The 20,043-nt window shown below is 33.4% G+C and carries 21 protein-coding genes and 1 riboswitch; of the genes, 10 read left to right on the forward strand and 11 right to left on the reverse strand.

Annotated elements, in window-relative coordinates; genetic code table 11:
* Positions 1-15: 15 nt before the first annotated feature.
* From LPC20_RS06175 to LPC20_RS06195, 5 genes are read left to right on the forward strand one after another with little or no spacing between them, the layout of a single operon-like run.
* A complete protein-coding gene (locus tag LPC20_RS06175; protein WP_229323553.1) occupies positions 16-1,491 on the forward strand; it encodes a phytoene desaturase family protein in 1,476 nt (491 codons plus the stop codon).
* A gap of 1 nt (position 1,492) precedes the next feature.
* A complete protein-coding gene (locus LPC20_RS06180) occupies positions 1,493-2,332 on the forward strand; it encodes a phytoene/squalene synthase family protein (protein ID WP_229323555.1) in 840 nt (279 codons plus the stop codon).
* Between the two features lie 18 nt (positions 2,333-2,350).
* Positions 2,351-2,800 (forward strand): sterol desaturase family protein, encoded by a 450-nt coding sequence (locus tag LPC20_RS06185; RefSeq protein WP_229323557.1) that lies wholly within the window; start codon positions 2,351-2,353, stop codon positions 2,798-2,800.
* Positions 2,801-2,804: 4 nt separating this feature from the next.
* Positions 2,805-3,266, forward strand: a complete 462-nt coding sequence (locus tag LPC20_RS06190) for an SRPBCC family protein (RefSeq protein WP_229323559.1) — start codon at positions 2,805-2,807, stop codon at positions 3,264-3,266.
* Entirely contained in the window at positions 3,266-4,561 is a 1,296-nt protein-coding gene (locus LPC20_RS06195) for a cryptochrome/photolyase family protein (RefSeq protein WP_229323561.1), read from the forward strand. Before LPC20_RS06190 ends, LPC20_RS06195 begins: the two co-directional genes overlap by 1 nt.
* Positions 4,562-4,643: 82 nt before the next feature.
* On the opposite strand, the gene folE is transcribed toward LPC20_RS06195, so the two are convergent.
* From folE to LPC20_RS06220, 5 genes are read right to left on the reverse strand one after another with little or no spacing between them, the layout of a single operon-like run.
* A complete protein-coding gene (gene folE / locus LPC20_RS06200) occupies positions 4,644-5,243 on the reverse strand; it encodes a GTP cyclohydrolase I FolE (protein ID WP_229323563.1) in 600 nt (199 codons plus the stop codon).
* A gap of 24 nt (positions 5,244-5,267) precedes the next feature.
* Positions 5,268-5,951 carry an SDR family NAD(P)-dependent oxidoreductase gene (locus tag LPC20_RS06205; RefSeq protein WP_229323565.1) on the reverse strand — a complete coding sequence of 228 codons (684 nt, stop codon included), beginning with the start codon at positions 5,949-5,951 and terminating at the stop codon, positions 5,268-5,270.
* Positions 5,952-5,963: 12 nt separating this feature from the next.
* Entirely contained in the window at positions 5,964-6,242 is a 279-nt protein-coding gene (locus tag LPC20_RS06210) for a TIGR03643 family protein (protein WP_229323567.1), read from the reverse strand.
* Positions 6,242-7,549, reverse strand: a complete 1,308-nt coding sequence (locus LPC20_RS06215) for an ABC1 kinase family protein (protein WP_229323570.1) — start codon at positions 7,547-7,549, stop codon at positions 6,242-6,244. Before LPC20_RS06215 ends, LPC20_RS06210 begins: the two co-directional genes overlap by 1 nt.
* A complete protein-coding gene (locus LPC20_RS06220; protein WP_229323572.1) occupies positions 7,550-8,209 on the reverse strand; it encodes a TetR family transcriptional regulator C-terminal domain-containing protein in 660 nt (219 codons plus the stop codon).
* A gap of 111 nt (positions 8,210-8,320) precedes the next feature.
* Here LPC20_RS06220 and LPC20_RS06225 point away from each other — a divergent pair, with 111 nt between their 5' ends.
* On the forward strand, positions 8,321-9,244 hold the full coding sequence (locus LPC20_RS06225; RefSeq protein WP_229323574.1) for a TIGR01777 family oxidoreductase: 924 nt from the start codon (positions 8,321-8,323) through the stop codon (positions 9,242-9,244).
* A gap of 1 nt (position 9,245) precedes the next feature.
* Here LPC20_RS06225 and LPC20_RS06230 read toward each other — a convergent pair whose 3' ends face one another.
* Positions 9,246-9,785: a YceI family protein gene (locus LPC20_RS06230; RefSeq protein ID WP_229323576.1), complete on the reverse strand. Its 540-nt coding sequence runs from the start codon at positions 9,783-9,785 to the stop codon at positions 9,246-9,248.
* A 111-nt stretch (positions 9,786-9,896) separates the two neighbouring features.
* Positions 9,897-11,234, reverse strand: a complete 1,338-nt coding sequence (locus tag LPC20_RS06235; protein ID WP_229323578.1) for a DNA recombination protein RmuC — start codon at positions 11,232-11,234, stop codon at positions 9,897-9,899.
* A gap of 112 nt (positions 11,235-11,346) precedes the next feature.
* Here LPC20_RS06235 and LPC20_RS06240 point away from each other — a divergent pair, with 112 nt between their 5' ends.
* On the forward strand, positions 11,347-11,925 hold the full coding sequence (locus tag LPC20_RS06240) for a pseudouridine synthase (RefSeq protein WP_229323580.1): 579 nt from the start codon (positions 11,347-11,349) through the stop codon (positions 11,923-11,925).
* Between the two features lie 4 nt (positions 11,926-11,929).
* Complete coding sequence (locus LPC20_RS06245; protein WP_229323581.1) at positions 11,930-12,385, forward strand: tRNA (cytidine(34)-2'-O)-methyltransferase; 456 nt, start codon at positions 11,930-11,932, stop codon at positions 12,383-12,385.
* A 5-nt stretch (positions 12,386-12,390) separates the two neighbouring features.
* Here LPC20_RS06245 and LPC20_RS06250 read toward each other — a convergent pair whose 3' ends face one another.
* The 3 genes from LPC20_RS06250 to LPC20_RS06260 are packed head-to-tail and all read right to left on the reverse strand — an operon-like array spanning position 12,391 to position 15,351.
* Positions 12,391-13,176, reverse strand: coding sequence for an ABC transporter ATP-binding protein (locus tag LPC20_RS06250; protein ID WP_229323583.1), 786 nt, complete (start codon positions 13,174-13,176; stop codon positions 12,391-12,393).
* Entirely contained in the window at positions 13,176-14,207 is a 1,032-nt protein-coding gene (locus LPC20_RS06255; RefSeq protein WP_229323585.1) for an iron ABC transporter permease, read from the reverse strand. Before LPC20_RS06255 ends, LPC20_RS06250 begins: the two co-directional genes overlap by 1 nt.
* A gap of 1 nt (position 14,208) precedes the next feature.
* Positions 14,209-15,351: an ABC transporter substrate-binding protein gene (locus LPC20_RS06260; RefSeq protein ID WP_229323587.1), complete on the reverse strand. Its 1,143-nt coding sequence runs from the start codon at positions 15,349-15,351 to the stop codon at positions 14,209-14,211.
* A gap of 82 nt (positions 15,352-15,433) precedes the next feature.
* Positions 15,434-15,707, forward strand: a riboswitch (cobalamin riboswitch).
* Between the two features lie 97 nt (positions 15,708-15,804).
* On the opposite strand from LPC20_RS06260, the gene LPC20_RS06265 reads away from it, so the two are divergent.
* Entirely contained in the window at positions 15,805-17,760 is a 1,956-nt protein-coding gene (locus LPC20_RS06265) for a TonB-dependent receptor plug domain-containing protein (RefSeq protein ID WP_229323589.1), read from the forward strand.
* 72 nt (positions 17,761-17,832) lie between these two features.
* Here the strand turns inward: LPC20_RS06265 and LPC20_RS06270 are convergent, their stop codons facing one another.
* Positions 17,833-19,293 (reverse strand): S41 family peptidase, encoded by a 1,461-nt coding sequence (locus LPC20_RS06270; protein WP_229323591.1) that lies wholly within the window; start codon positions 19,291-19,293, stop codon positions 17,833-17,835.
* Positions 19,294-19,431: 138 nt separating this feature from the next.
* Here LPC20_RS06270 and LPC20_RS06275 point away from each other — a divergent pair, with 138 nt between their 5' ends.
* Positions 19,432-19,953: a DUF4252 domain-containing protein gene (locus LPC20_RS06275; RefSeq protein ID WP_229323593.1), complete on the forward strand. Its 522-nt coding sequence runs from the start codon at positions 19,432-19,434 to the stop codon at positions 19,951-19,953.
* The last annotated feature ends 90 nt before the right edge of the window (positions 19,954-20,043 follow it).

Below are 20,043 nucleotides of genomic sequence, written 5' to 3' on the forward strand. Positions count from 1 at the left end.
TAGTCTGTACGTTTAATGATACAACAAAAAACAATCACAATAATAGGTTCTGGTTTTTCTTCTTTAGCGGCAGCAAGTTATTTGGCGCAAAGCGGTCATAAAGTAACTGTTTATGAAAAAAATGACAGTATTGGCGGTAGAGCTCGCCAACTCAAAATCGATGGATTTACCTTTGATATGGGGCCAAGTTGGTACTGGATGCCTGATGTATTTGAACGTTTCTTTGCTGATTTTGGCAAAAAAACGACTGATTATTATGAATTAATTAAACTTTCACCTGCATATCGAGTATATTTTGGAGTTGATGAATTCATCGCAATTGCAGATAATTTACCTGAAATTGTTGCTACTTTTGAATCTATTGAAAAAGGGAGTGGTGCGGTTTTAGAAAAGTTCATGTTGGAAGCGCAATCGAATTATGATATAGCAATTAAAGATTTAGTATATCGCCCTGGAGTTTCTCCATTGGAATTAATAACAGTGGAAACGGCTAAAAAAGTAGGCCAATTTTTTAGTAACATCAGTCGAGATGTTCGTAATAAATTTAAAAACGAAAAATTGATTCAAATTTTAGAGTTTCCAGTTCTTTTTCTTGGTGCTAAACCATCGGATACCCCTTCGTTTTATAGTTTTATGAATTTTGCCGACTTTGGTTTAGGTACTTGGCATCCAAAAACAGGAATGTTTGATGTGGTTCGTGGTATGGAAAGTTTAGCTACCGAATTAGGGGTGAAATTTGTAACTAATGCTGCTATTGAAAAAATTATTGTTGAAAATAAAACAGCCAAAGGAATCGTAGTTAATGGAACCGAAATCTATTCGGATGTAGTTTTGAGTGGTGCGGATTACCATCATACAGAAACATTACTAGAAGAACAACACCGTGCTTATTCTGAAAAATATTGGGATAGCCGAGTATTTGCTCCTTCTTCATTATTATTTTATGTAGGTTTCAATAAAAAAATTCAAAACATTTCGCATCACGCTTTGTTTTTTGATACTGATTTTTACCAACATGCTAAAGATATTTATGACGAACCGAGATGGCCTGATGAACCATTGTTTTATGCTAATTTCCCATCTTTGACAGATGCTTCAGCAGCACCCGAAGGAATGGAATCTGCTTTCTTTTTAGTTCCCTTAGCCCCAGGAATTGAAGATACTGAAGCGTTGCGTAATGAATATTTTGACAAAATTATGGATCGTTTTGAGTCGTTAACACAACAAGAAGTTCGATCTAGCATTATAGTTAAACAATCTTTTTGCAAAAATGATTTTGTAAGCGAATACAATTCGTACAAAGGCAATGCATACGGGATGGCTAACACTTTATTGCAAACCGCTTTTTTAAGACCCAAATTGAAAAGTAATAAAGTTGGAAACCTGTTTTTTTCAGGACAACTAACCGTACCAGGGCCAGGTGTACCTCCAGCATTAATTTCTGGAAAACTGGTGTCCGAATTAATTGATAAACAATTTTCAAAAGCATAACATGAAGCAGTTATTTGATGACGTATCTTTTAAATGTAGTAAGCTAGTAACTAAAAATTACAGCACTTCATTTTCATTAGCAGTCTACATGCTTTCTCCAAGCATAAGAGAAGCCATTTATAGTGTCTACGGATTTGTTCGTTTTGCCGACGAGATTGTAGATTCATTTCATGGTTTTGAAAAAGAAACTCTTATTCACGATTTTGAAAAAGAGTATTATAAAGCGTATCATTCTGGAATTAGTTTAAATCCAATTTTAAATTCATTTCAATTGACCGTAAAACGCTATAATATTTCAGATGATTTGATTCAAGCATTCTTGAAAAGCATGAAGTTGGATTTGGTTAAATCAGACTACCAAACTAAAGAAGAATATGAAGAATACATTTACGGTTCTGCTGATGTGGTAGGCTTAATGTGTTTGAAAGTTTTTGTTGACGGCGATACTAATCAATACAATCTACTTAAAGATGAAGCGATGCGATTAGGGTCGGCATTCCAAAAAGTCAATTTCCTTCGCGATTTAAAAGACGATAACTTGGTTCTTAACAGAACTTATTTTCCAGGTGTGGATTTAAACTCTTTTGATGAGCAGTCTAAAAAAGCAATTATTAATGAAATTGAAGAGGATTTTAAAGTTGCTTTTCAAGGAATTACCAAGTTGCCAATTGAAGCTAAATTTGGAGTTTATACAGCCTATGTGTATTATAAAAAATTATTAAAAAAGTTAGAGAAAACTCCTAGTGACAAAATTGGCACAGCAAGAATTCGAGTTTCTAATTATACTAAAGCGGGTTTACTAGCCCAATCTTTTGTTACCTATAAATTAAAATTAGTTTAAAATTAAATTATTATTACAATGAACGAAATCCAGTTTTTTCTGATTTTCCTTGGGACTTTTTTGATTATGGAGTGTGTAACTTGGTGTACACATAAATTTGTAATGCATGGATTTATGTGGTATTTTCATGAAGACCATCATCAACCAAAATATGCCAATGTTTTTGAACGTAACGATGTGTTTTTTGTCATTTTTGCTATTCCAAGTATTGCTCTTTTTTACTACGGTGTAGGGGGTGGATTGAATTATAAATTCTTTATTGGCTTAGGGATTATGTTTTACGGATTGTGCTATTTCATGATTCATGATGTATTAATTCATCAACGATTTAAATGGTTTAAAAATACCAATAACAAATATTTGATTGGATTGAGAAAAGCGCATAAAGTGCATCACAAGCATTTAGGTAAGGAGCACGGTGAATGTTTTGGAATGTTGTTTGTGCCTTTCAAATATTATAAAATATAATCATATGAAAGTATATTCATTAAAAGCAGAACAGTTTGTTAATGCCAGTATTCAAGAATGTTGGTCTTTTTTTTCAAATCCAAGAAATTTACAAAAAATCACACCAACTGATATGGGATTTGAAATCACTGATTTTGATGAAAAAAGTATGTATGCGGGACAAATTATACAATATAAAGTTTCTCCACTTTTTGGAATTAAATTAAGTTGGATGACTGTTATAACTGTTGTAAAGGAGGAAAGTTATTTTGTAGACGAACAGCGTTTCGGACCTTATACACTTTGGCATCACAAGCATTTTTTTGAAGAAAAAGACAATGGAGTCCTTATGACAGACTTGATTCATTATGCCTTACCATTAGGTTTTTTGGGTAGAATCATGAATGCTTTGATAGTGAAAAACAAACTAAAATCCATTTTTAACTACCGAACAATCAAAGTAGACGAATTATTTAATGCAAAATAATGACTAAACAAGAAGTTGTTTTTTTTTGGTTTCGACGTGATTTACGTTTGGAAGATAATGTAGGTTTGTTCCATGCTTTACAATCAAAATATCCAGTAATTCCATTATTTATTTTTGACGAAACTATTTTGGAACGTTTACCAAAAAATGATCCAAGAGTTGGTTTTATTCACGAATCACTTTCTAAAATTCATCTTAAATTACAAGAAACAGCTAGTTCTCTTTTGGTTCTTAAGGGAAAGCCTGAATTAGTTTGGGAAGCATTACTTCAAGAGTATGCCATTCAAGAAGTAGTTTGGAATAAAGATTACGAACCCAATGCCATGCAACGTGATGCAGCGGTAACTGATATTCTTCAATCAAATGGAGTAGAAGTAGCGACCTATAAAGATCAAGTCATTTTTGAAAAAGAAGAAATTGTCAAATCAGATGGGTTACCCTATACTGTATACACTCCCTTTAAAAATAAATGGTTGGAAAAATACAAAACTATAGCACCAGTTATTGAATACGATGCTAGTCCGTATTTTTCTAATTTTTTCAAAAGTAAATTAGATGTTCTTTCTTTGGAAGAAATTGGTTTTGCTCCAAGTTCGATTAAAGTAAAACCTCACAATTTAAAATTGGTTGCTACCTATCACGAAACAAGAGATTTTCCAGCTTTAGATAGCACATCTTATTTGTCACCTCATTTGCGTTTTGGAACCGTTAGTGTTCGTAAATTAGTCAATTGGGCGGTACGTAAAAATGATGTTTTTTTGAGTGAATTGATATGGAGAGAATTTTTCATGCAAATTTTATATCATTTTCCTAAAGTTCAAAATAAGAATTTTAAGTCGGCTTACGATGGTATTCAATGGCGCAATGACGAATCTGAATTCAAGCGTTGGTGTGAGGGTAGAACAGGATATCCAATGGTAGATGCTGGAATGCGTCAGCTCAACGAAACGGGTTATATGCACAATCGAGTTCGTATGGTAGTCGCAAGTTTTCTATGCAAGCATTTATTAATCGAATGGCAGTGGGGCGAAGCCTATTTTGCTGAAAAGTTATTAGATTACGAAATGGCATCTAATGTTGGAAATTGGCAGTGGGCAGCTGGAACTGGTTGTGATGCAGCTCCTTATTTTAGAGTTTTTAATCCTGAAATTCAGCAGAAAAAATTTGACGAAAAGGGAATTTATATTCGACAGTGGGTTAAAGAATTTGATTTGGGTTATGACCAACCTATGGTAGATCATGCTATGGCTAGAGATCGCGCTATTGCGACTTATAAAGCAGGGATTCTAAAATAGCTTTATAAAAAAAACTCCCGAAAACTGTTTTTAGTAATTCGGGAGTTCCAACCTAACTCTAACCTAAAAAACAACTAATATATTAACTCAATTTACTTGTAATTAAGCTAATAAACTCTTTACGCGTTTTGTCTTTTTCAAAAGCTCCAGTAAACGATGAAGTGGTTGTAACTGAATTCTGTTTTTGAATGCCACGCATTTGCATACACATGTGTTGTGCTTCTATAACTACCGCTACACCAAGGGGTTCTAATGCCTCTTGAATACAACATTTAATTTGATCTGTCAAACGTTCTTGAACTTGCATTCTTCTTGCAAATGCATCAACGATTCTAGGGATTTTACTTAAGCCAACAATTTTCCCGTTGGGAATATAGGCTACATGTGCTTTCCCAAAGAAAGGCAACATATGGTGCTCACACATAGAATACACTTCAATGTCTTTCACCACAATCATTTGTTGATGGTCTTCAGTAAACAAGGCTGATTTTAATATTTCTAATGGATCTAGTTCGTAACCATGAGTTAAATATTGCATCGCTTTTGCTACTCGTTCAGGTGTTTTCTCTAATCCTTCGCGCGTAACATCTTCTCCTAAATTTTCAATAATCGTTTTATAATTATTAGAAAGTAGTTCAGTAACCTCAGTATTGTATTGTTCTATTTTTTCGTAATTTTTCATGTAAATTGATGTAGGGATATTTAATTATATTTTAAAACTGACAATACCGTAATCCATTTCAAAAATTTGTCCGGAAATTGATTTTGCTTTTTCTGAAATCAAGAAATCTGCCATTTCAGCTACTTCTTGTGGCTGTAAATAGCCTTTCATAGGATGGCGTTCTACCATATTTTCTTTCATTCGGTCGTTTCTTAAAATCCCTGCAGCCAATGTGGTTTCGGTAATCGTTGGTGCAATAGCATTGATACGAATACTAGATGCTAATTCTGCACCAAGAGATTTAACTAATCCTTCTACACCCGCTTTTGCTGTTGCAATACTGGCATGAAAAGGCATTCCTAATTTAGCTGCCACGGTACTAAACAATAGGATAGAAGGTTGGTTTCCCTTTTTCAAAGCAGCTAAGTATTTTTGAATCACTTTTACTGCTCCAATTACATTGATTTCAAAGTCATTTCTAAAATCATCAATACTTAAGCTACCAATTGGTTTTAAAGTAATAGATCCTGGACAGTAAATCAAAGTGTCCAAACTTTCGATTTCTGGTAATGCATCTTGCAATACATCTAAACTGAAATGTACTAGATTTGGATGGCTCATTTCAGGAGCAGTACGACTGATTGTATACACCTTATTTTTTTCCAATTGTTGTAACAAAATGGCATTACCAATTCCTTTACTTCCTCCAACTATGAGTATATTTTTCATTAATTAAATTATTTATCGTTTTGCTATTTTGTTGTTGTTTATTTGTCTTTGGCGCGTACATTTAAAACGGCCTTCTCTAAAATCGCGTAATTTTTCATGTTTGGTTTTTCTACCCTGAACTCTTGCACGCCACATTCTAAAACTTGAAGGTTTCATCTCGGCACGCATTAAGTCAATAACTTCTTGTTCTTTTAAACCAAACTGCAGTAAAATGGCATCAAAAGTTGTTCGGTCTTCCCAAGCCATTTCAATGATGCGGTCTTTATCGATATCAGTTAATTCTCTTTTCATTAGCTATATTTCTGATAGTTATGTACTACAATCTCAGCTTTTAAATCAAATAGTAAGTTGTACAAACCAAAGAAGGTTCTGTTCATGTAGATAAAATGTTTAGATCCACGATTTCCATTCATTTTTCTAAGATTGGTATCATTGGCAAAACGCTCTCCTAATTGTGCTATTTTTTCAAAAAACATTTCGTCAGAAAAATCAAAAGTTTCCGATTGAAAAGGCTTAGTAAATAATGTTAGCAAGTCATAGAACATGGAAGTAAAATAAGCTACTTCTTCAGGAGTATCATCAATACGTAAAATTTCTAATTCGAATAATTTTTCGTTAAAAAGCACTTGATTATCAATGACCTCTTTTTTAATTAACTCAAAATAAGGCGTGTAAAACTCTTTTGGAATGGCTTTCATACATCCAAAATCTAGAGCAATTAGCTCATTATTTTCGTTAACTAAGAAATTTCCTGGATGAGGGTCGGCATGCACTTTGCGCAAGACATGTATTTGATACATATAAAAATCCCATAATGCTTGTCCTAACTGATTTCCAATTTCACCATTGGTATTTTCCTTCGTAAACTCAGACAAGTGTAATCCTGTCATCCAATCCATAGTAATTATTTTCTCAGAAGAATAGTCACTGTAATAGTTTGGAAAAACCAAGTGATTTATTTTAGAACAAGCCGCTACGATTTCCTGACTTTGTTTTAGTTCTAATAAATAGTTGGTTTCTTCAATTAACTTGTCTTCAACTTCTTTGAAATATTTATCTGAATCTTTGCCTTGTAAATTAAACATTCGAATAGCAATTGGTTTCACCAAAGCCAAATCAGAAGAAATACTATTTGCCACTCCTGGATACTGGATTTTTACGGCCAATTTTTTACCATCTTTAACTGCCAAATGGACTTGACCAATACTCGCTGCATTGACTGAGTTTGGATTGAACTCGTCAAAGATTTCATAAGGTGTTTTGCCTAAATTCGATTTGAATGTTTTTAACACTAAAGGTGCTGAAAGTGGCGGAACTGAAAATTGAGACAATGAAAATTTTTCCACATAGGCTTGAGGAAGGAAACTTTTATCCATACTCAACATCTGTGCTACTTTCAAGGCGCTTCCTTTCAAACTTTTCAGTCCATCATAAATATCCTCAGCGTTATCTTCATTTAATTTATCACGATTGAGTGAAGGATTCACTACTTTTTCGCCATAATATTTTAAATAATTAACACCTACTTTGGCACCTGTTTGTACTAATTTACTAGCACGTTGGATTTTAGAAGTAGGAATATAATCAATAGTTTTCATTTAGTTGTGTTGTATTTTTTCTTTAAAAAGAAATTTCCCGAAATCAATTAGACTTTCTAACGGAGCAGTATTCATTAATTCAAACGACGCCTTCACGGATTTTTCAATATAGATGTCTGTTTTTTCAAATGCAGCTGAAGTGTCGTCCAGCCAAAACTTTAATGTCATTAACAACTGAATCCAAGCTGATTCTTGCAACGCCTTTTCCTGGATGTCTTGAAAACGTTCTTGTTTCAATCGGTATTCATCCGAAATAATAGAACTAACAAAGTCTTTGAAACCATTTCTCAAACCGCTTAGTTGCATTAATCCTTTTAGCATAGTGCTATTTTCTTTTAAGCTAAGGACTACATAACTTCTGTTTGCCGTCAGTAATTCAAAGAAGGTGAAGTAAAAACTAAGCATTTTACTTTTCATATCGTAGTATTCGTAATCTTTATCTTTTTCTAATAATTCAATTGTCTTAGATAGAAATTGATTGAACACTTCCTTCTCAATTCCTTCCATACCGCCAAAAAATGTATAGAATTCAGCTTCTGTAAATCCATTTTCTTTTGCAAAATGAAATACTGATTTAGGTTTTGAATTGTGCTCTAAAGTACTTTGCATATAGAATGAAATTACTTTTTCTTTAGTTAGAGTAGATTTTTTAGTAGCCATTTTGATTGCTTTTCAAATTAGAGCATAAAGATACAAAATGTTTAACAATATTGTAATAAAGTTAAACAAAATATTTTCATATATTTGTATTAAAATAATTCAAACCACATTATGTTAGAAGATAGAAAAAATGTTGTAGTTACGGGTGGTACAGGTTTTGTTGGTAAAAAATTAACCCAATTACTGTTAGATAACGGATATTCAGTAACGATTCTAAGTCGTACTGCTAAAGAATATTCAGCTGGAGTTTCCTATGCTCAATGGAATGTTGAAGATGGAACAATTGACGAACAAGCTATTTTAGGCGCCAATTATATTGTACACTTAGCTGGAGAAAATATAGGCGCTAAACGCTGGACAAGGAATCGAAAGAAAGCAATTCTAGACAGTAGAGAACAATCTACTCAATTACTGTTGGCTACTTTACAAAAATACAACAAACAACTGGATGCTTTTATTTCAGCTTCGGGTGTTGGAATTTATGGAGCTATTACTGATGATGTTTTATGTTCTGAAACTACTCCTGCTGCCAATGACTTTTTGGGAACGGTATGCCAGAAATGGGAATCGGCTGCTCAACCTATACGTGATTTAGGTATTCGTACAGTATACATTCGTACGGGTTTGGTTTTAGGAAAAGGCGATGGTGTTTTACAGCAATTAGTTCCACTTTTCAAATTGAGATTGGGTAGTGCTATTGGTTCAGGAAAACAATTTATGCCATGGATACATATTGATGATTTATGCCGAATTTATTTGGAGGCAATAATCAATCCTGAAGTTCAAGGACCCTACAATGCAGCCATTAATGATGGTACTACGAATTCGATTTTCTCAAAGACTTTAGCTTCAATTTTGGGTTATAGTATTTGGTTGCCAAATGTTCCTGCATTTTTACTGCAAATTGTTTTAGGAGAAATGGCACAATTAGTGCTTACAGGACGTAGAGTAACATCAAACAAAATAGAGGCTATTGGTTTTAAGTTTGAATTTACACAATTGAATCTCGCTTTAAAAAATTGTTTGGATAAATAATTTATTGCAAGAAACATTCAAGATGTGTTTGGACTTTTTTGGATATTTTAGGTAAAATCATACTAGGAATTTTGATTTCAAAATCATCAGTATTAAGTATAAAATCAGCTGTAACCTGTAGTTGATTTTTTGTTTTTTTGAAGATTCCAGAAACAGTGATTGGTTTTGAAACTCCGTGAATTTTAATGGTACCATTTATCTTTAAAAAAGTCCCCTCCGGCGAAATTTTGTCGAGATCAAAATTGGGTACTACCCCTTTAAAAGTAGCCCTAGGATATTTATCACTTTCCAAATAAATTTCATTGAAGTGAGTATGCATTAAATCTCTTTTGAATTTAAAATCTTTTATTTTTAAGGAAAATACAATAGAGTTGTCTTTTAGATTCAGCGTACAATTTACAGCATTGTTTACAGCACTGATTTCCTCAAATAAAGGCACTGAAGCTTCAAAAAATACTTTTCCTGAAGTTGTTTCTAACTTCTTTTGTGCCAATACATAGATGCAATTGAATAGTATTATTATTGAAATTATTTTTCTCATAATTCAAAAATTTAAACTACAATTTACAATAAATAGTTGAATAAAAAAAGTAGGGTTTTGGTTTGTATTAAAGCATGGTAGTTACTCTTTCACAATTATACAACTATTGGTTTATGATTCCAATTGATTTTCATCTGTTTCAGCGCGATTGATGATATTTTCTGGCAATGCTTTTTTAGCTTTGGCTCCCATTTTTTTCAAACGTTCCACACTGCTGATTAAGTTTCCTTTACCTTCTACTAACTTATTCATTGCGCCAGCATATTCGACTTTACTTTCGTCAATTTTCTTTCCAATTTTAATTAAATCAGCAACGAAACCTTCAAATTTATCATACAAAGCTCCTGCTTGACGCGCAATTTCTAACGCATTTTCTTGTTGTTTTTGATTGGTCCACATACTATCAATAGTTCGTAAAGTAGCTAATAAAGTAGCTGGAGTTACGATGACAATATTTTTTTCAAAAGCCTTGTTGTACAATGAAGTGTCTTCGTTTAATGCCATAGCAAATGCCGGTTCGATTGGAATAAATAGCAACACAAAATCAGGACTTTCAATTTGGTACAAGTCTTGGTAATTTTTGTTTCCCAATTGTTCTACGTGACGTTTGATCGAGTTGACGTGTTCTTTGAGGTAGTTGGATTTCAATTCTTCGTCTTCCTCGTTGATGTATTTTTCGTATGCGGTCAGCGATACTTTTGAATCGACAATCATTTTTTTGCCATCCGGCAAATTAATTACTACGTCTGGAAATACACGATTACCTTCCTCTGTTGTAAAGGCTTGTTGCACTTCGTATTCACGTCCTTTTTCTAAACCTGATTTTTCTAAAACGCGCTCTAATACCAATTCGCCCCAATTACCTTGCATTTTACTGTCTCCTTTTAAGGCCTTTGTTAGGTTAATGGTTTCTTTGCTCATTTGAAGATTCATTTCACGTAAGCCCAGAATTTGTTGACGAAGCGCCGCGTGATAATCGATACTTTCCTTGTGAGTGTCTTCGACTTTCTTTTCGAATAATTGAATTTTATCTTGTAGCGGCGTCAAGATATTTTGCATGTTTTCTTTATTCTGTTCGGTAAATTTATTCGATTTTTCGTCTAATATTTTGTTGGCTAAATTCTCGAATTCTTTAGTGAATTTTTCCTGAAGCTGTTCTACTTCTTGTTTTTGTTCTTTATTGCGTTCCCAAAGATTTTCAAAATCAACTTCTTTTTTAGACAATTGAATAGCCAAACTGTCCTTCTCGTTACGAATCACTTCTTTCTCGCTTCTTTCTTTTTCTAGGATTTCTTTCAAGTTTTGAATTTGAGCTTGACTTGCCAAAACTTTTTCTTCCAAACTAATTTTTTCAGCTTGCATTTTAGCAGAGAAAATGAGTTTGCCAATGTAAATCCCAATGGCTAATGCGATTATAAAACTGAATAAAACAGGAAGAATAGCTGTCATAAAAAGGATGAATTTAGTAAGTAGTAAAAGTAGGGAATTCTCTGAATTTGCTGCTTTAAAATAATTATTTTTTCTTCAATAATAATGTACTTTTGCTGCAAATTGAATCCATATGTCGCATCAGCATTTTATTATTCATAAACCCTACGGCTATTTGAGTCAGTTTGTGTATGAATTAAAAAGAAAGAAACGACTTTTGGGAGAGTTATACCCATTTCCAGAAGGCACAATGGCTATCGGTCGTTTGGATGAAGATTCGGAAGGTTTATTATTGTTGACTACGGACGGTATGATGAGCGAAATTGTTCGTAGCAAAAAAGTGGAAAAAGAATACTATGTGCAAGTAGATGGTGTAATTCATCAAGAAGCGGTGGAACAATTGCAAAAAGGTGTTGAAATAGGATTTAACGGTAAAAAATACATCACTAAACCCTGCAAAGCCTTTTTAATTCATGAAGTTCCTGCTTTTGGCTATAGAGGAAAAAAAATTCGAGATGAACGTCACGGACCTACTTCTTGGGTTTCCATTACGATTAATGAAGGGAAGTTCAGACAGGTTCGTAAAATGACAGCTTGTGTAGGTTTTCCTACTTTGCGTTTAGTACGTGTTCGTGTGGGAAATGTACGTTTGAATGACTTACAGGCAGGCGAAGTTATTGAAGTAGCTGATTTTCAAATAGAAAATAAATAAATATATGTTAAACATCGTATTGGTAGAACCAGAAATACCAAATAACACAGGCAATATTGGCCGACTTTGTGTTGGAACTGAAAGTAAATTGCATTTAATTCATCCCTTTGGATTTGTAATCAATGATAAAAATTTAAAACGTTCGGGTTTGGATTATTGGGTCCATTTGGATGTCGCTGAATATCAAAATGTTGACGAATGGCTGAATCAAATTCCAGATCGTTCTCGAGTATTTTTGATGAGTGCTCGTGCTTCAAAATCGTATTTGGAAACTCAATTTCAAGATGGAGATTGGTTAGTGTTTGGTAAAGAAAGTGTAGGTTTAAGCGAAGAAGTTTTAAATCTGTTTGACAATCATTTAACCATTCCAATGTCATCATTAATTCGAAGTTTTAACGTCGCTAATTCGGTGGCTTTTGTTATTGGCGAAGCCAAAAGACAAATCGGTTTGAAGTCTTAAAATTATTATCCTTTGATAACGAATTTTCCTTTTTCGGCGTCAAAAAGAATATGTTCATCCTGAAATAAGGTATTGAAACTTCCTTTCATTATCAAATTACAAGGTTGGTCTTGTACCACTGATTCGGGAGTCATAATAATCATTTCATCACTCAATTGGATAGCCATATCAATATCGTGAGTAGAAAACAAAATGGACTTTCCAGTTTCTTGAGTCAATTTTTTCAAGAGCTTTAAGAGTGTTACTTTATGCAATAAATCCAAATGGGTAGTGGGTTCGTCTAAAACAATAAGCGGAGTATCTTGTGCCAATGCTCTTGCAATAAGTACAATTTGCAATTGTCCATCGCTAATTTCATCATGTTTTTTGTCAGCAAGATGAGTAATTTGTGTCAGTTCTAAAGCTTCCTTTACTTTTTCAATATCTTCTGTAGTAAGTTTCCCAATCCAATTCGTATACGGTTGTCTTCCTAGAGCAACGAGTTCAAAAACAGTTAAATTACTTGGAGGTAATTTGTCGGTTAATACCACACTTAAGTGTTGGGCTAAAGTCAAATTATTAATGGAATGAATGTCTTTATTCTCTAAAAGGACTTTTCCAGAAAGAGGTGATTGAATACCAATTAAGGTTCGCAAAAGTGTTGATTTTCCAATTCCATTAGCCCCAATCAAAGCGGTCAATTTTCCTTTTTCTAAGGAAACAGAAACTTCTGATGCTACTGTGGTAGTTTCCTTTTTGTTGGAATAGCCTATGCTGATATCTGTTGCTTGTAAAATAAATGTTTTCTCCATTAGTTCATCATTTTACGTTTGCGGATGAGTAACCAAATTACAATTGGTGCGCCTAAAATAGAAGTTATTGCATTGATAGGAATTACAATTGCTGAATTAGGTAACTGAGAAATACTATCACAAATCAACATAATCATGGCGCCAAATAACACTGTACTCCAAAATAAAATCAAGTGATTACTCGTTTGAAAAGCTAATTTGGCAATATGCGGTACAGCCAAACCTACAAAAGCGATTGGCCCCGCAAAAGCGGTAATACTTCCTGCTAAAATACTGGTAGCTAAGATGATGATGAAACGCGCTTTAGTATAATTCAATCCCAAACTCTTCGCATAATTTTCGCCTAAAAGCAAGGTGTTTAATGGTTTGATGCTAACCAAACTCAATAGTAATCCAATCAAAACACAAACAGATAAAATAGCAATTGAAGTCCAAGATAAATTACCTAAAGTTCCTAAAGACCAAAAAGTGAATTTTTGCAATTGCTCAGCCGTACTAAAATAGGTGAGTGTACCCACTAAAGCGTTGGTTAAACTACCAAACATTAATCCAACAATTAGAATCGCCATGGTGTCTCGCAATCGTTGGGCAACAGCCAAAACGGCTAACAAAACTAGGAAACTACCTAAGCTTGATGCGATAACTATTCCGTAAGAAGAAAGTACCAATTTACTTGCAAAAGAAGGTAAAAATGCCGAACCTAATATCACTAATGCTACACCTAAACTCGCTCCCGAGCTCAGTCCCAGAACATAAGGCCCTGCTAGTGGATTTCGAAACAATGTCTGCATTAAAAGGCCGCTAATCGATAATCCCATACCAACAAGGATTGCTACAATCGCTTTGGGTAAGCGGTAATCCATAATGATGTATTCCCAAGAAGATTTACTTGCACCCGAACCAATTAAACTGTTGCATACCTCTTTTAAAGGAATAGCAACGGCACCTAAACTGATATCTATTAGAAATAGAAAAACCAATCCTATGCTCAGGAAAATAAAGAGTAACGTATTTCGTTTAGTTGTATTCAAATTAATTTAATTTCTCAAAAAAATACGGATGATGTTTTGGTAGCAGTTCAGGATGAAAAATAGCAATCAAATCTTTCAATACCCAATCTGGTCGAGTAGAAGACCATTCGAAAAACAAAATTCCACCTTTAGCGCCTTTGTGTAAAGCGTACGAATATACTTTTTTATTTTTAAACGCGTCAAATTTTGCATAATGCGGATTGCTGTTATTCATCTCTTTTAGAGAAGTAAAATCACCTGGAGCAATCCAAAATTCTGCTTTTTGTGCTTTTTCGAGAATCGTTTCAAACGGCAAAGTCAAACTTCCAGTCCCAGTTGTATTTGCCCATAAATAATTGGATTGCGCTTCTTTAAGAAATAAAGCCATCCAACTTTCGCCTTGGGGAACAAACCATTGATCTTGGTACATAGCGCCACTCAAAACGGTCGGTTTTTGCTTTGCTTTTTTGGCTAAAGCCAAAGTGGTTTGGTATTCTTTTTCGATGGAGGAAAAAATTGCTTTGGCTTTGGCATCCAAACTATACAAAGCACCAAAAAACTTGATCCATTCTGCTTTGCCTAGCGGAGATTGTTCATTCCAATCGCCATTTAAAAGGACTTTTAAACCACTCTTTTGTAAGTTATCCAAAGTTGGATTACTATTGTTCAAACCGAAACTCACAATAACCTCCGGAGCCATATCAATTAGTATTTCTGTATTTAAGGTTTCATTGGTTCCTACTTCCTTCAAAAGTCCAGCGTCAATTCGCTTTCTGGTTTTTGCCGATGAAATAAAATCAGTATTGGGAAAACCTACCAAGGTATTCTCAACGCCTAATAATTCCAATGCTGGAATGTGTGTTGTAGAGGTAACTACTATGGATTGAATGGGAACTGAAATTCGTGTGTATTGTTGTAAGCTATCGGGAATACTGCCATTTTTTTCTTGTAAAATATAAGTAAATGGTGTCTTGGCATCAGGCCAAGGACGTGTAATCTTTAGAATAGAATAACCTTGGTAATGGTATATTTCTAATCCTTTAGCGTGCTGAATTTCATTTTTGGCAGTTCTTTTTGAAACTACTGAATTGGCGCTATTTTGTTTGCATCCGCCAAGAAGCAGAATATACAAAAGGAAAATAAATTTTAAAAAAAATGATTTCATCGCTTTGATTACAAGATATGCAAAGGTAGGTGTAAACGGATTTAAAAATCAAATTTAATTTTTTATCCCAATCTTAGTGGTATCTTTGTACTCGTATTGAGGTTGCTTTTTTGTTTTTCAAAATAGCATTAAAAGGGAAGTGAGTGATTGAAGATCGCTGATTAACGATTTTAGATTGAATTAACAACATCTGAAATTTAGAATTCAACAATCAAAATTCAAAAATCTTACGCTGTACCCGCAACTGTAAGCTAAAAAGCTTGTTGTTATCTACAAAACCATTGTTCGCTTTGCGAATGAGAAGGTGAACAACAAGACGCAAGCCAGGAGACCTGCCCATTACATCGAGTATCAAACTTTCGGGAAAAAAGGTTTGGGTATGGGTAATTCTATGCCTTTCTCCCCATTATTAGTAAAGTAACAGTTCAGCTGTTGCAAAATGTTTAATGTATAATGAACAAGAAAAACGTTCGGATTAGCGCATTGTTTGTGCTAGTATCTGCTTGTGCTTTTGCGCAAGAAAAAGAAAATGCTAACTCTCAAAACGAGTTACAAGAAGTAGTGGTATCTGATTCTAAATTTGCTTTAGCCAAAGAAAAATCAGGAAAGGTAATTTCAAAAATTACCGCTGAGGATTTAAAGAACAGACTGGGTCAAAGTATCGCTGCCGTTTTAAACACCGTTGCGGGACTAGAAATTAATGGCAATCAAAGTGTTGCTGGAAAAAATTTAGGCTATTACATTAGGGGAGGAAAAAACAATCAAGTTTTGATTTTAATTGATGGAATCCCTGTAAACGATGCATCAGGAATAAATATGGAATATGACTTGCGTTTGTTGCCAGTGGAGCAAGTAGAAAGCATTGAGATTATGAAAGGGGCAGCAAGCACGCTTTACGGTTCTGGGGCTGCTACAGGAGTAATTTCTATTAAATTGAAGAAAGGGAGTAAGAAGTCGATTGCAGGAAATGCCTATCTAAATACTGGAACTAACGCAACAGCATCCCATCAAAGTCAAAAATTAGCTGATTTTAATCAAGGTTTTTCTTTACACGGAACAAGTAAAAAACTTACTTATTTCACTTCTTTAAATAGTACAGAAACAAAAGGAATGTCTCAAATTGCTCCAACTAATTCGGATGATTTGTATGAAGATGATCCTTTTTCGCGTTTGAATTATTTAGCCAAAGTGGGTTATGCCGTAACCGATAAATTGTCATTTGATTTTTTTGGAAATTACGATCAAATCAAAAATGATTATGATGGCGGTTATGATAATACAGGAATGAGCGATACAGAAAAAAATAAAACTAGTTCGAAGCAATTTCGTTTTGGCTTTATGCCAAAGTTCCAATATGATAAGGGCGAATTCATTTTGAATTCTAGTTTTAATAGAATTATTCGTTCTTATAACGAGTTTGATTCGTATTCTAATACAGTAGGTTTTTCTGAATATGAATCTCGAACTGTAGTAGTTGATGGATATAATAAATACAAATTTACTCCAACTTTCTATCTAGTTTCGGGTGTTCAATACCAGTTTCATGATGCTAATAGTAGTACTCCATTTGGAAACAGTGCTAGAGAGAATACCAAATTTAATATGATTGATCCCTATTTCACAGGAGTTTTGACAACTACATCTGGATTTAATTTGAATATTGGGGCTCGATGGAATAGTCATAGTGAGTATGGTAATCAATTAGTCTACAATATCAATCCTTCTTTTGATTTTAAGTCTTTTCCGTTTAAGTTAGTAAGTTCGTTCAGTACTGCTTTTGTAACTCCAAGTTTATACCAATTGTATTCTCAATTTGGAAATAGAAATTTGACACCCGAAAAAAACAGCACAGTTGAAGCGGGGTTTGAAACGCAATTAATAAACAGTAAAATACGATGGAATGTAGTTGGGTTTTATCGCGAACAAACTAATTCAATTGGATTTTATTTTAATCCGAGTACTTTTGATTCCAATTATGTAAATATTGTTGGGCTGAATAGAGCCAAAGGAATTGAATCTGAATTCCAATTTATTGTAAGCAACTCCATCACATGGAATTGGAATTATACATTTACTTATGTAGACGAAGCCTTAAATCGATTAATTCCTAAAAACAAAATCAATTCATCATTAGATTTTAAAATCTCAGATCGTTTTTATTGGAACATGAATTACCAATATGTGGATGCTAGAAAAGATGCTTTTTTTGATGGAAATACTTTTGCTTTAGCAAATGTTAATCTAGGTTCATATCAATTGTTACATACTTTAGCTCGATACGAATTAGTAAAAAATAGCTTGTCTGTTTTTGGTTCAGTGAATAATGTATTTAATGTAAATTTTGTAGAAAATATTGGATACAGCACTTTGGGAAGAAATTTCAAAGTAGGTTTCGTATTTAATTTTTAGGGATTAATTTTAATTAATAAAAAAAAGAGGCTTTCTATTTTTTGGAAAGCCTCTTTTGTACTGTATACCTTGCTAGTCTATTGCTTTTTGAAGACCTCTAGGTGCTTTGTCCAAATACATTTGGTTTCCAAATGGATTGCTAGATTTAGAATCTTTAAAAAACTCAAATTCTTTACCTGAACTTTGTGGGGTTAATTTTCCTGTACCTGTAATTTTTGCAATAGCTAATTTTAGTAAAGGTTCATTTTCATTTCCAAGAATGCCAAATGTACTAATGGTTTCTTTTAACTCATGTGTGGGTGTTAAGCCATTAAAATAATCGCCAAAACCTGCTGAGTTAACAATTTTTAATACAATAGGTTGCATGGCGTATTTGTGTTTTGGGTTTTTATTTTTTTCTGTAAAATCAGGAGAATCATATAATGTTACCGATCCAACATTTTTACCTGTAGTTGCATCTCCAATTTGTACGACATTTATATGAGGTTTCAAACCATTAATTACAAGTTCACTCGCAGAAGCGGACGATTTAGTAGTTAGAATATATACTTTTGTCATATTCACACTGTTAATTGGAGTAGAGCCAATTTTATCTGTAAAAAAATTACTTAATCCATCTGGATCATTTTTTTCAAAATAGTCGTTAATTTTAGGATTCCACTGTTGTTTTGCGAATATTTTCCCTGTAAATTGCCCTGTAATCATACTGGCTAAATAGGTTGCAGTACGAACAGATCCTCCACTATTGTATCGTAAATCTAAGACTAAATCAGTAATTCCTTGCGATTTGAATTCCCCGAATACAGTATTCAATTGTGAATCAAAATCAGCATAGAACCCATTGTACATTAAATAACCAATTTTTTTAGTTCCTACCGAAATTACTTTTTTAACTAAAATTGGATTTTCAGTTAAAGTAGTTTTTGTTAGTGATATAGTTTTTCCATTTGAAACAACAGTAGTCCCGTTAAAATCAGCCATATTTAAAACATAATTCTCATTTGAACCAAATAACAAACTTTGGTAATTAGCTGTCGTTAATGGAGTACCATTAACGGCAGTAAACATATCACCTCTTTTTATATCTTTATTTGAAGCATCTGAACCTTGAATGATATATCGGACAAAGCCAAATAACTCTGTAGTACTATTAGGTTTATAACTCAAGCCAAATTCTACACCATTGTTTTTTGATGTTCCTTGAAGCGATTGTTCTAAAGTAACATAATCATCTACCATCCAACTAAATCGATCAATAGTAGGGCTCACTCGCAGTGCATCAAACAATTCTTCGGGTACTTTGTAATTGCTTAAAAATGCATCACGCTCCGATTGAGTTCTGAATCGGTTGTCAGCTAAATTAGGTACATCTGGTTGCCATAGATAGTATTGATTTAATCCTTTCCAAATAAAATTTTGAATAGATACATCTTCTGGGGTACTAATTATTTCGTCATCTGCATCTTTTTGGCAACTTTGAAATACAAAGAATGAAATAAATACTAAAATCGAAAGCTGAATAATTTTTTTCATAGTATGCTCGTGTAATTTGGGTTTGTCAAGTAAAAATACAAACTTTTGTTTTAGTTAGAACAAAAAAGTAGCGTATTATGTTTATTAAAATAACTTTTATCAATACATTTATGCGACTATTATAAAAGTAAGTAAATTATGAAAAAATATATTGTTTCAATAATTTTTTTGGTATTGGCAAGCCCAGTTTTTGCGCAATCCGTTTTTGATCAATTTGAAGGAATTGAAACTGTTAGCGCAATCAATATTAATAAGAAAATGTTTGAGCTAATGAGTAAAGTTAAATTAGAAACATCTGATAAAGAAACTTTACAATACATGAGCTTAATTAAAAAGATAGATAATCTTAAGGTATATCGAACTCAAAATGAACGAATTGCTATGCAAATGAGACTTACTTCTGAAAAGTATATTAAAGCAATTGGATTGAGTGAGCTAATGGCAATAAATGACGGAGGTAAAATGGTTCGAATCCACTCTAAGCAGGGTAGTAGTGAAACTCAATTAAAAGAGTTATTACTATTTATTGAAGATCCAAAAACGAAAGAAACGGTTTTAATGTCTATAATTGGTGATTTTGATTTGAATGAAGTACCTGCTTTAACAGATAAAATGAAAATTCCCGGAAGTGCCGAATTGAGAAAGGCGGGTAAAAAATAATTCAAGTAATCAATAGGGATTGACTACGTCTTTCCCAACAAAGCTCCGCTTTGAAAAACAAAACGCATAAAAAATAATTTCAATCAGTTA

The sequence above is a fragment of the Flavobacterium ammonificans genome (assembly GCF_020886115.1).
Classification (GTDB): Bacteria; Bacteroidota; Bacteroidia; order Flavobacteriales; family Flavobacteriaceae; genus Flavobacterium; species Flavobacterium ammonificans.

What these genes read in the sequence shown, in the direction of transcription:
- LPC20_RS06230 (WP_229323576.1), bottom strand. Translation starts at nt 9,785, where the DNA reads ATGAGAAAAATAATTTCAATAATAATACTATTCAATTGCATCTATGTA.
- LPC20_RS06185 (WP_229323557.1), top strand. Translation starts at nt 2,351, where the DNA reads ATGAACGAAATCCAGTTTTTTCTGATTTTCCTTGGGACTTTTTTGATT.
- LPC20_RS06235 (WP_229323578.1), bottom strand. Translation starts at nt 11,234, where the DNA reads ATGACAGCTATTCTTCCTGTTTTATTCAGTTTTATAATCGCATTAGCC.
- LPC20_RS06270 (WP_229323591.1), bottom strand. Translation starts at nt 19,293, where the DNA reads ATGAAAAAAATTATTCAGCTTTCGATTTTAGTATTTATTTCATTCTTT.
- LPC20_RS06265 (WP_229323589.1), top strand. Translation starts at nt 15,805, where the DNA reads ATGAACAAGAAAAACGTTCGGATTAGCGCATTGTTTGTGCTAGTATCT.
- LPC20_RS06250 (WP_229323583.1), bottom strand. Translation starts at nt 13,176, where the DNA reads ATGGAGAAAACATTTATTTTACAAGCAACAGATATCAGCATAGGCTAT.
- LPC20_RS06175 (WP_229323553.1), top strand. Translation starts at nt 16, where the DNA reads ATGATACAACAAAAAACAATCACAATAATAGGTTCTGGTTTTTCTTCT.
- LPC20_RS06205 (WP_229323565.1), bottom strand. Translation starts at nt 5,951, where the DNA reads ATGAAAAATATACTCATAGTTGGAGGAAGTAAAGGAATTGGTAATGCC.
- LPC20_RS06190 (WP_229323559.1), top strand. Translation starts at nt 2,805, where the DNA reads ATGAAAGTATATTCATTAAAAGCAGAACAGTTTGTTAATGCCAGTATT.
- LPC20_RS06180 (WP_229323555.1), top strand. Translation starts at nt 1,493, where the DNA reads ATGAAGCAGTTATTTGATGACGTATCTTTTAAATGTAGTAAGCTAGTA.
- folE (WP_229323563.1), bottom strand. Translation starts at nt 5,243, where the DNA reads ATGAAAAATTACGAAAAAATAGAACAATACAATACTGAGGTTACTGAA.
- LPC20_RS06245 (WP_229323581.1), top strand. Translation starts at nt 11,930, where the DNA reads ATGTTAAACATCGTATTGGTAGAACCAGAAATACCAAATAACACAGGC.
- LPC20_RS06225 (WP_229323574.1), top strand. Translation starts at nt 8,321, where the DNA reads ATGTTAGAAGATAGAAAAAATGTTGTAGTTACGGGTGGTACAGGTTTT.
- LPC20_RS06210 (WP_229323567.1), bottom strand. Translation starts at nt 6,242, where the DNA reads ATGAAAAGAGAATTAACTGATATCGATAAAGACCGCATCATTGAAATG.
- LPC20_RS06240 (WP_229323580.1), top strand. Translation starts at nt 11,347, where the DNA reads ATGTCGCATCAGCATTTTATTATTCATAAACCCTACGGCTATTTGAGT.
- LPC20_RS06195 (WP_229323561.1), top strand. Translation starts at nt 3,266, where the DNA reads ATGACTAAACAAGAAGTTGTTTTTTTTTGGTTTCGACGTGATTTACGT.
- LPC20_RS06260 (WP_229323587.1), bottom strand. Translation starts at nt 15,351, where the DNA reads ATGAAATCATTTTTTTTAAAATTTATTTTCCTTTTGTATATTCTGCTT.
- LPC20_RS06275 (WP_229323593.1), top strand. Translation starts at nt 19,432, where the DNA reads ATGAAAAAATATATTGTTTCAATAATTTTTTTGGTATTGGCAAGCCCA.
- LPC20_RS06220 (WP_229323572.1), bottom strand. Translation starts at nt 8,209, where the DNA reads ATGGCTACTAAAAAATCTACTCTAACTAAAGAAAAAGTAATTTCATTC.
- LPC20_RS06215 (WP_229323570.1), bottom strand. Translation starts at nt 7,549, where the DNA reads ATGAAAACTATTGATTATATTCCTACTTCTAAAATCCAACGTGCTAGT.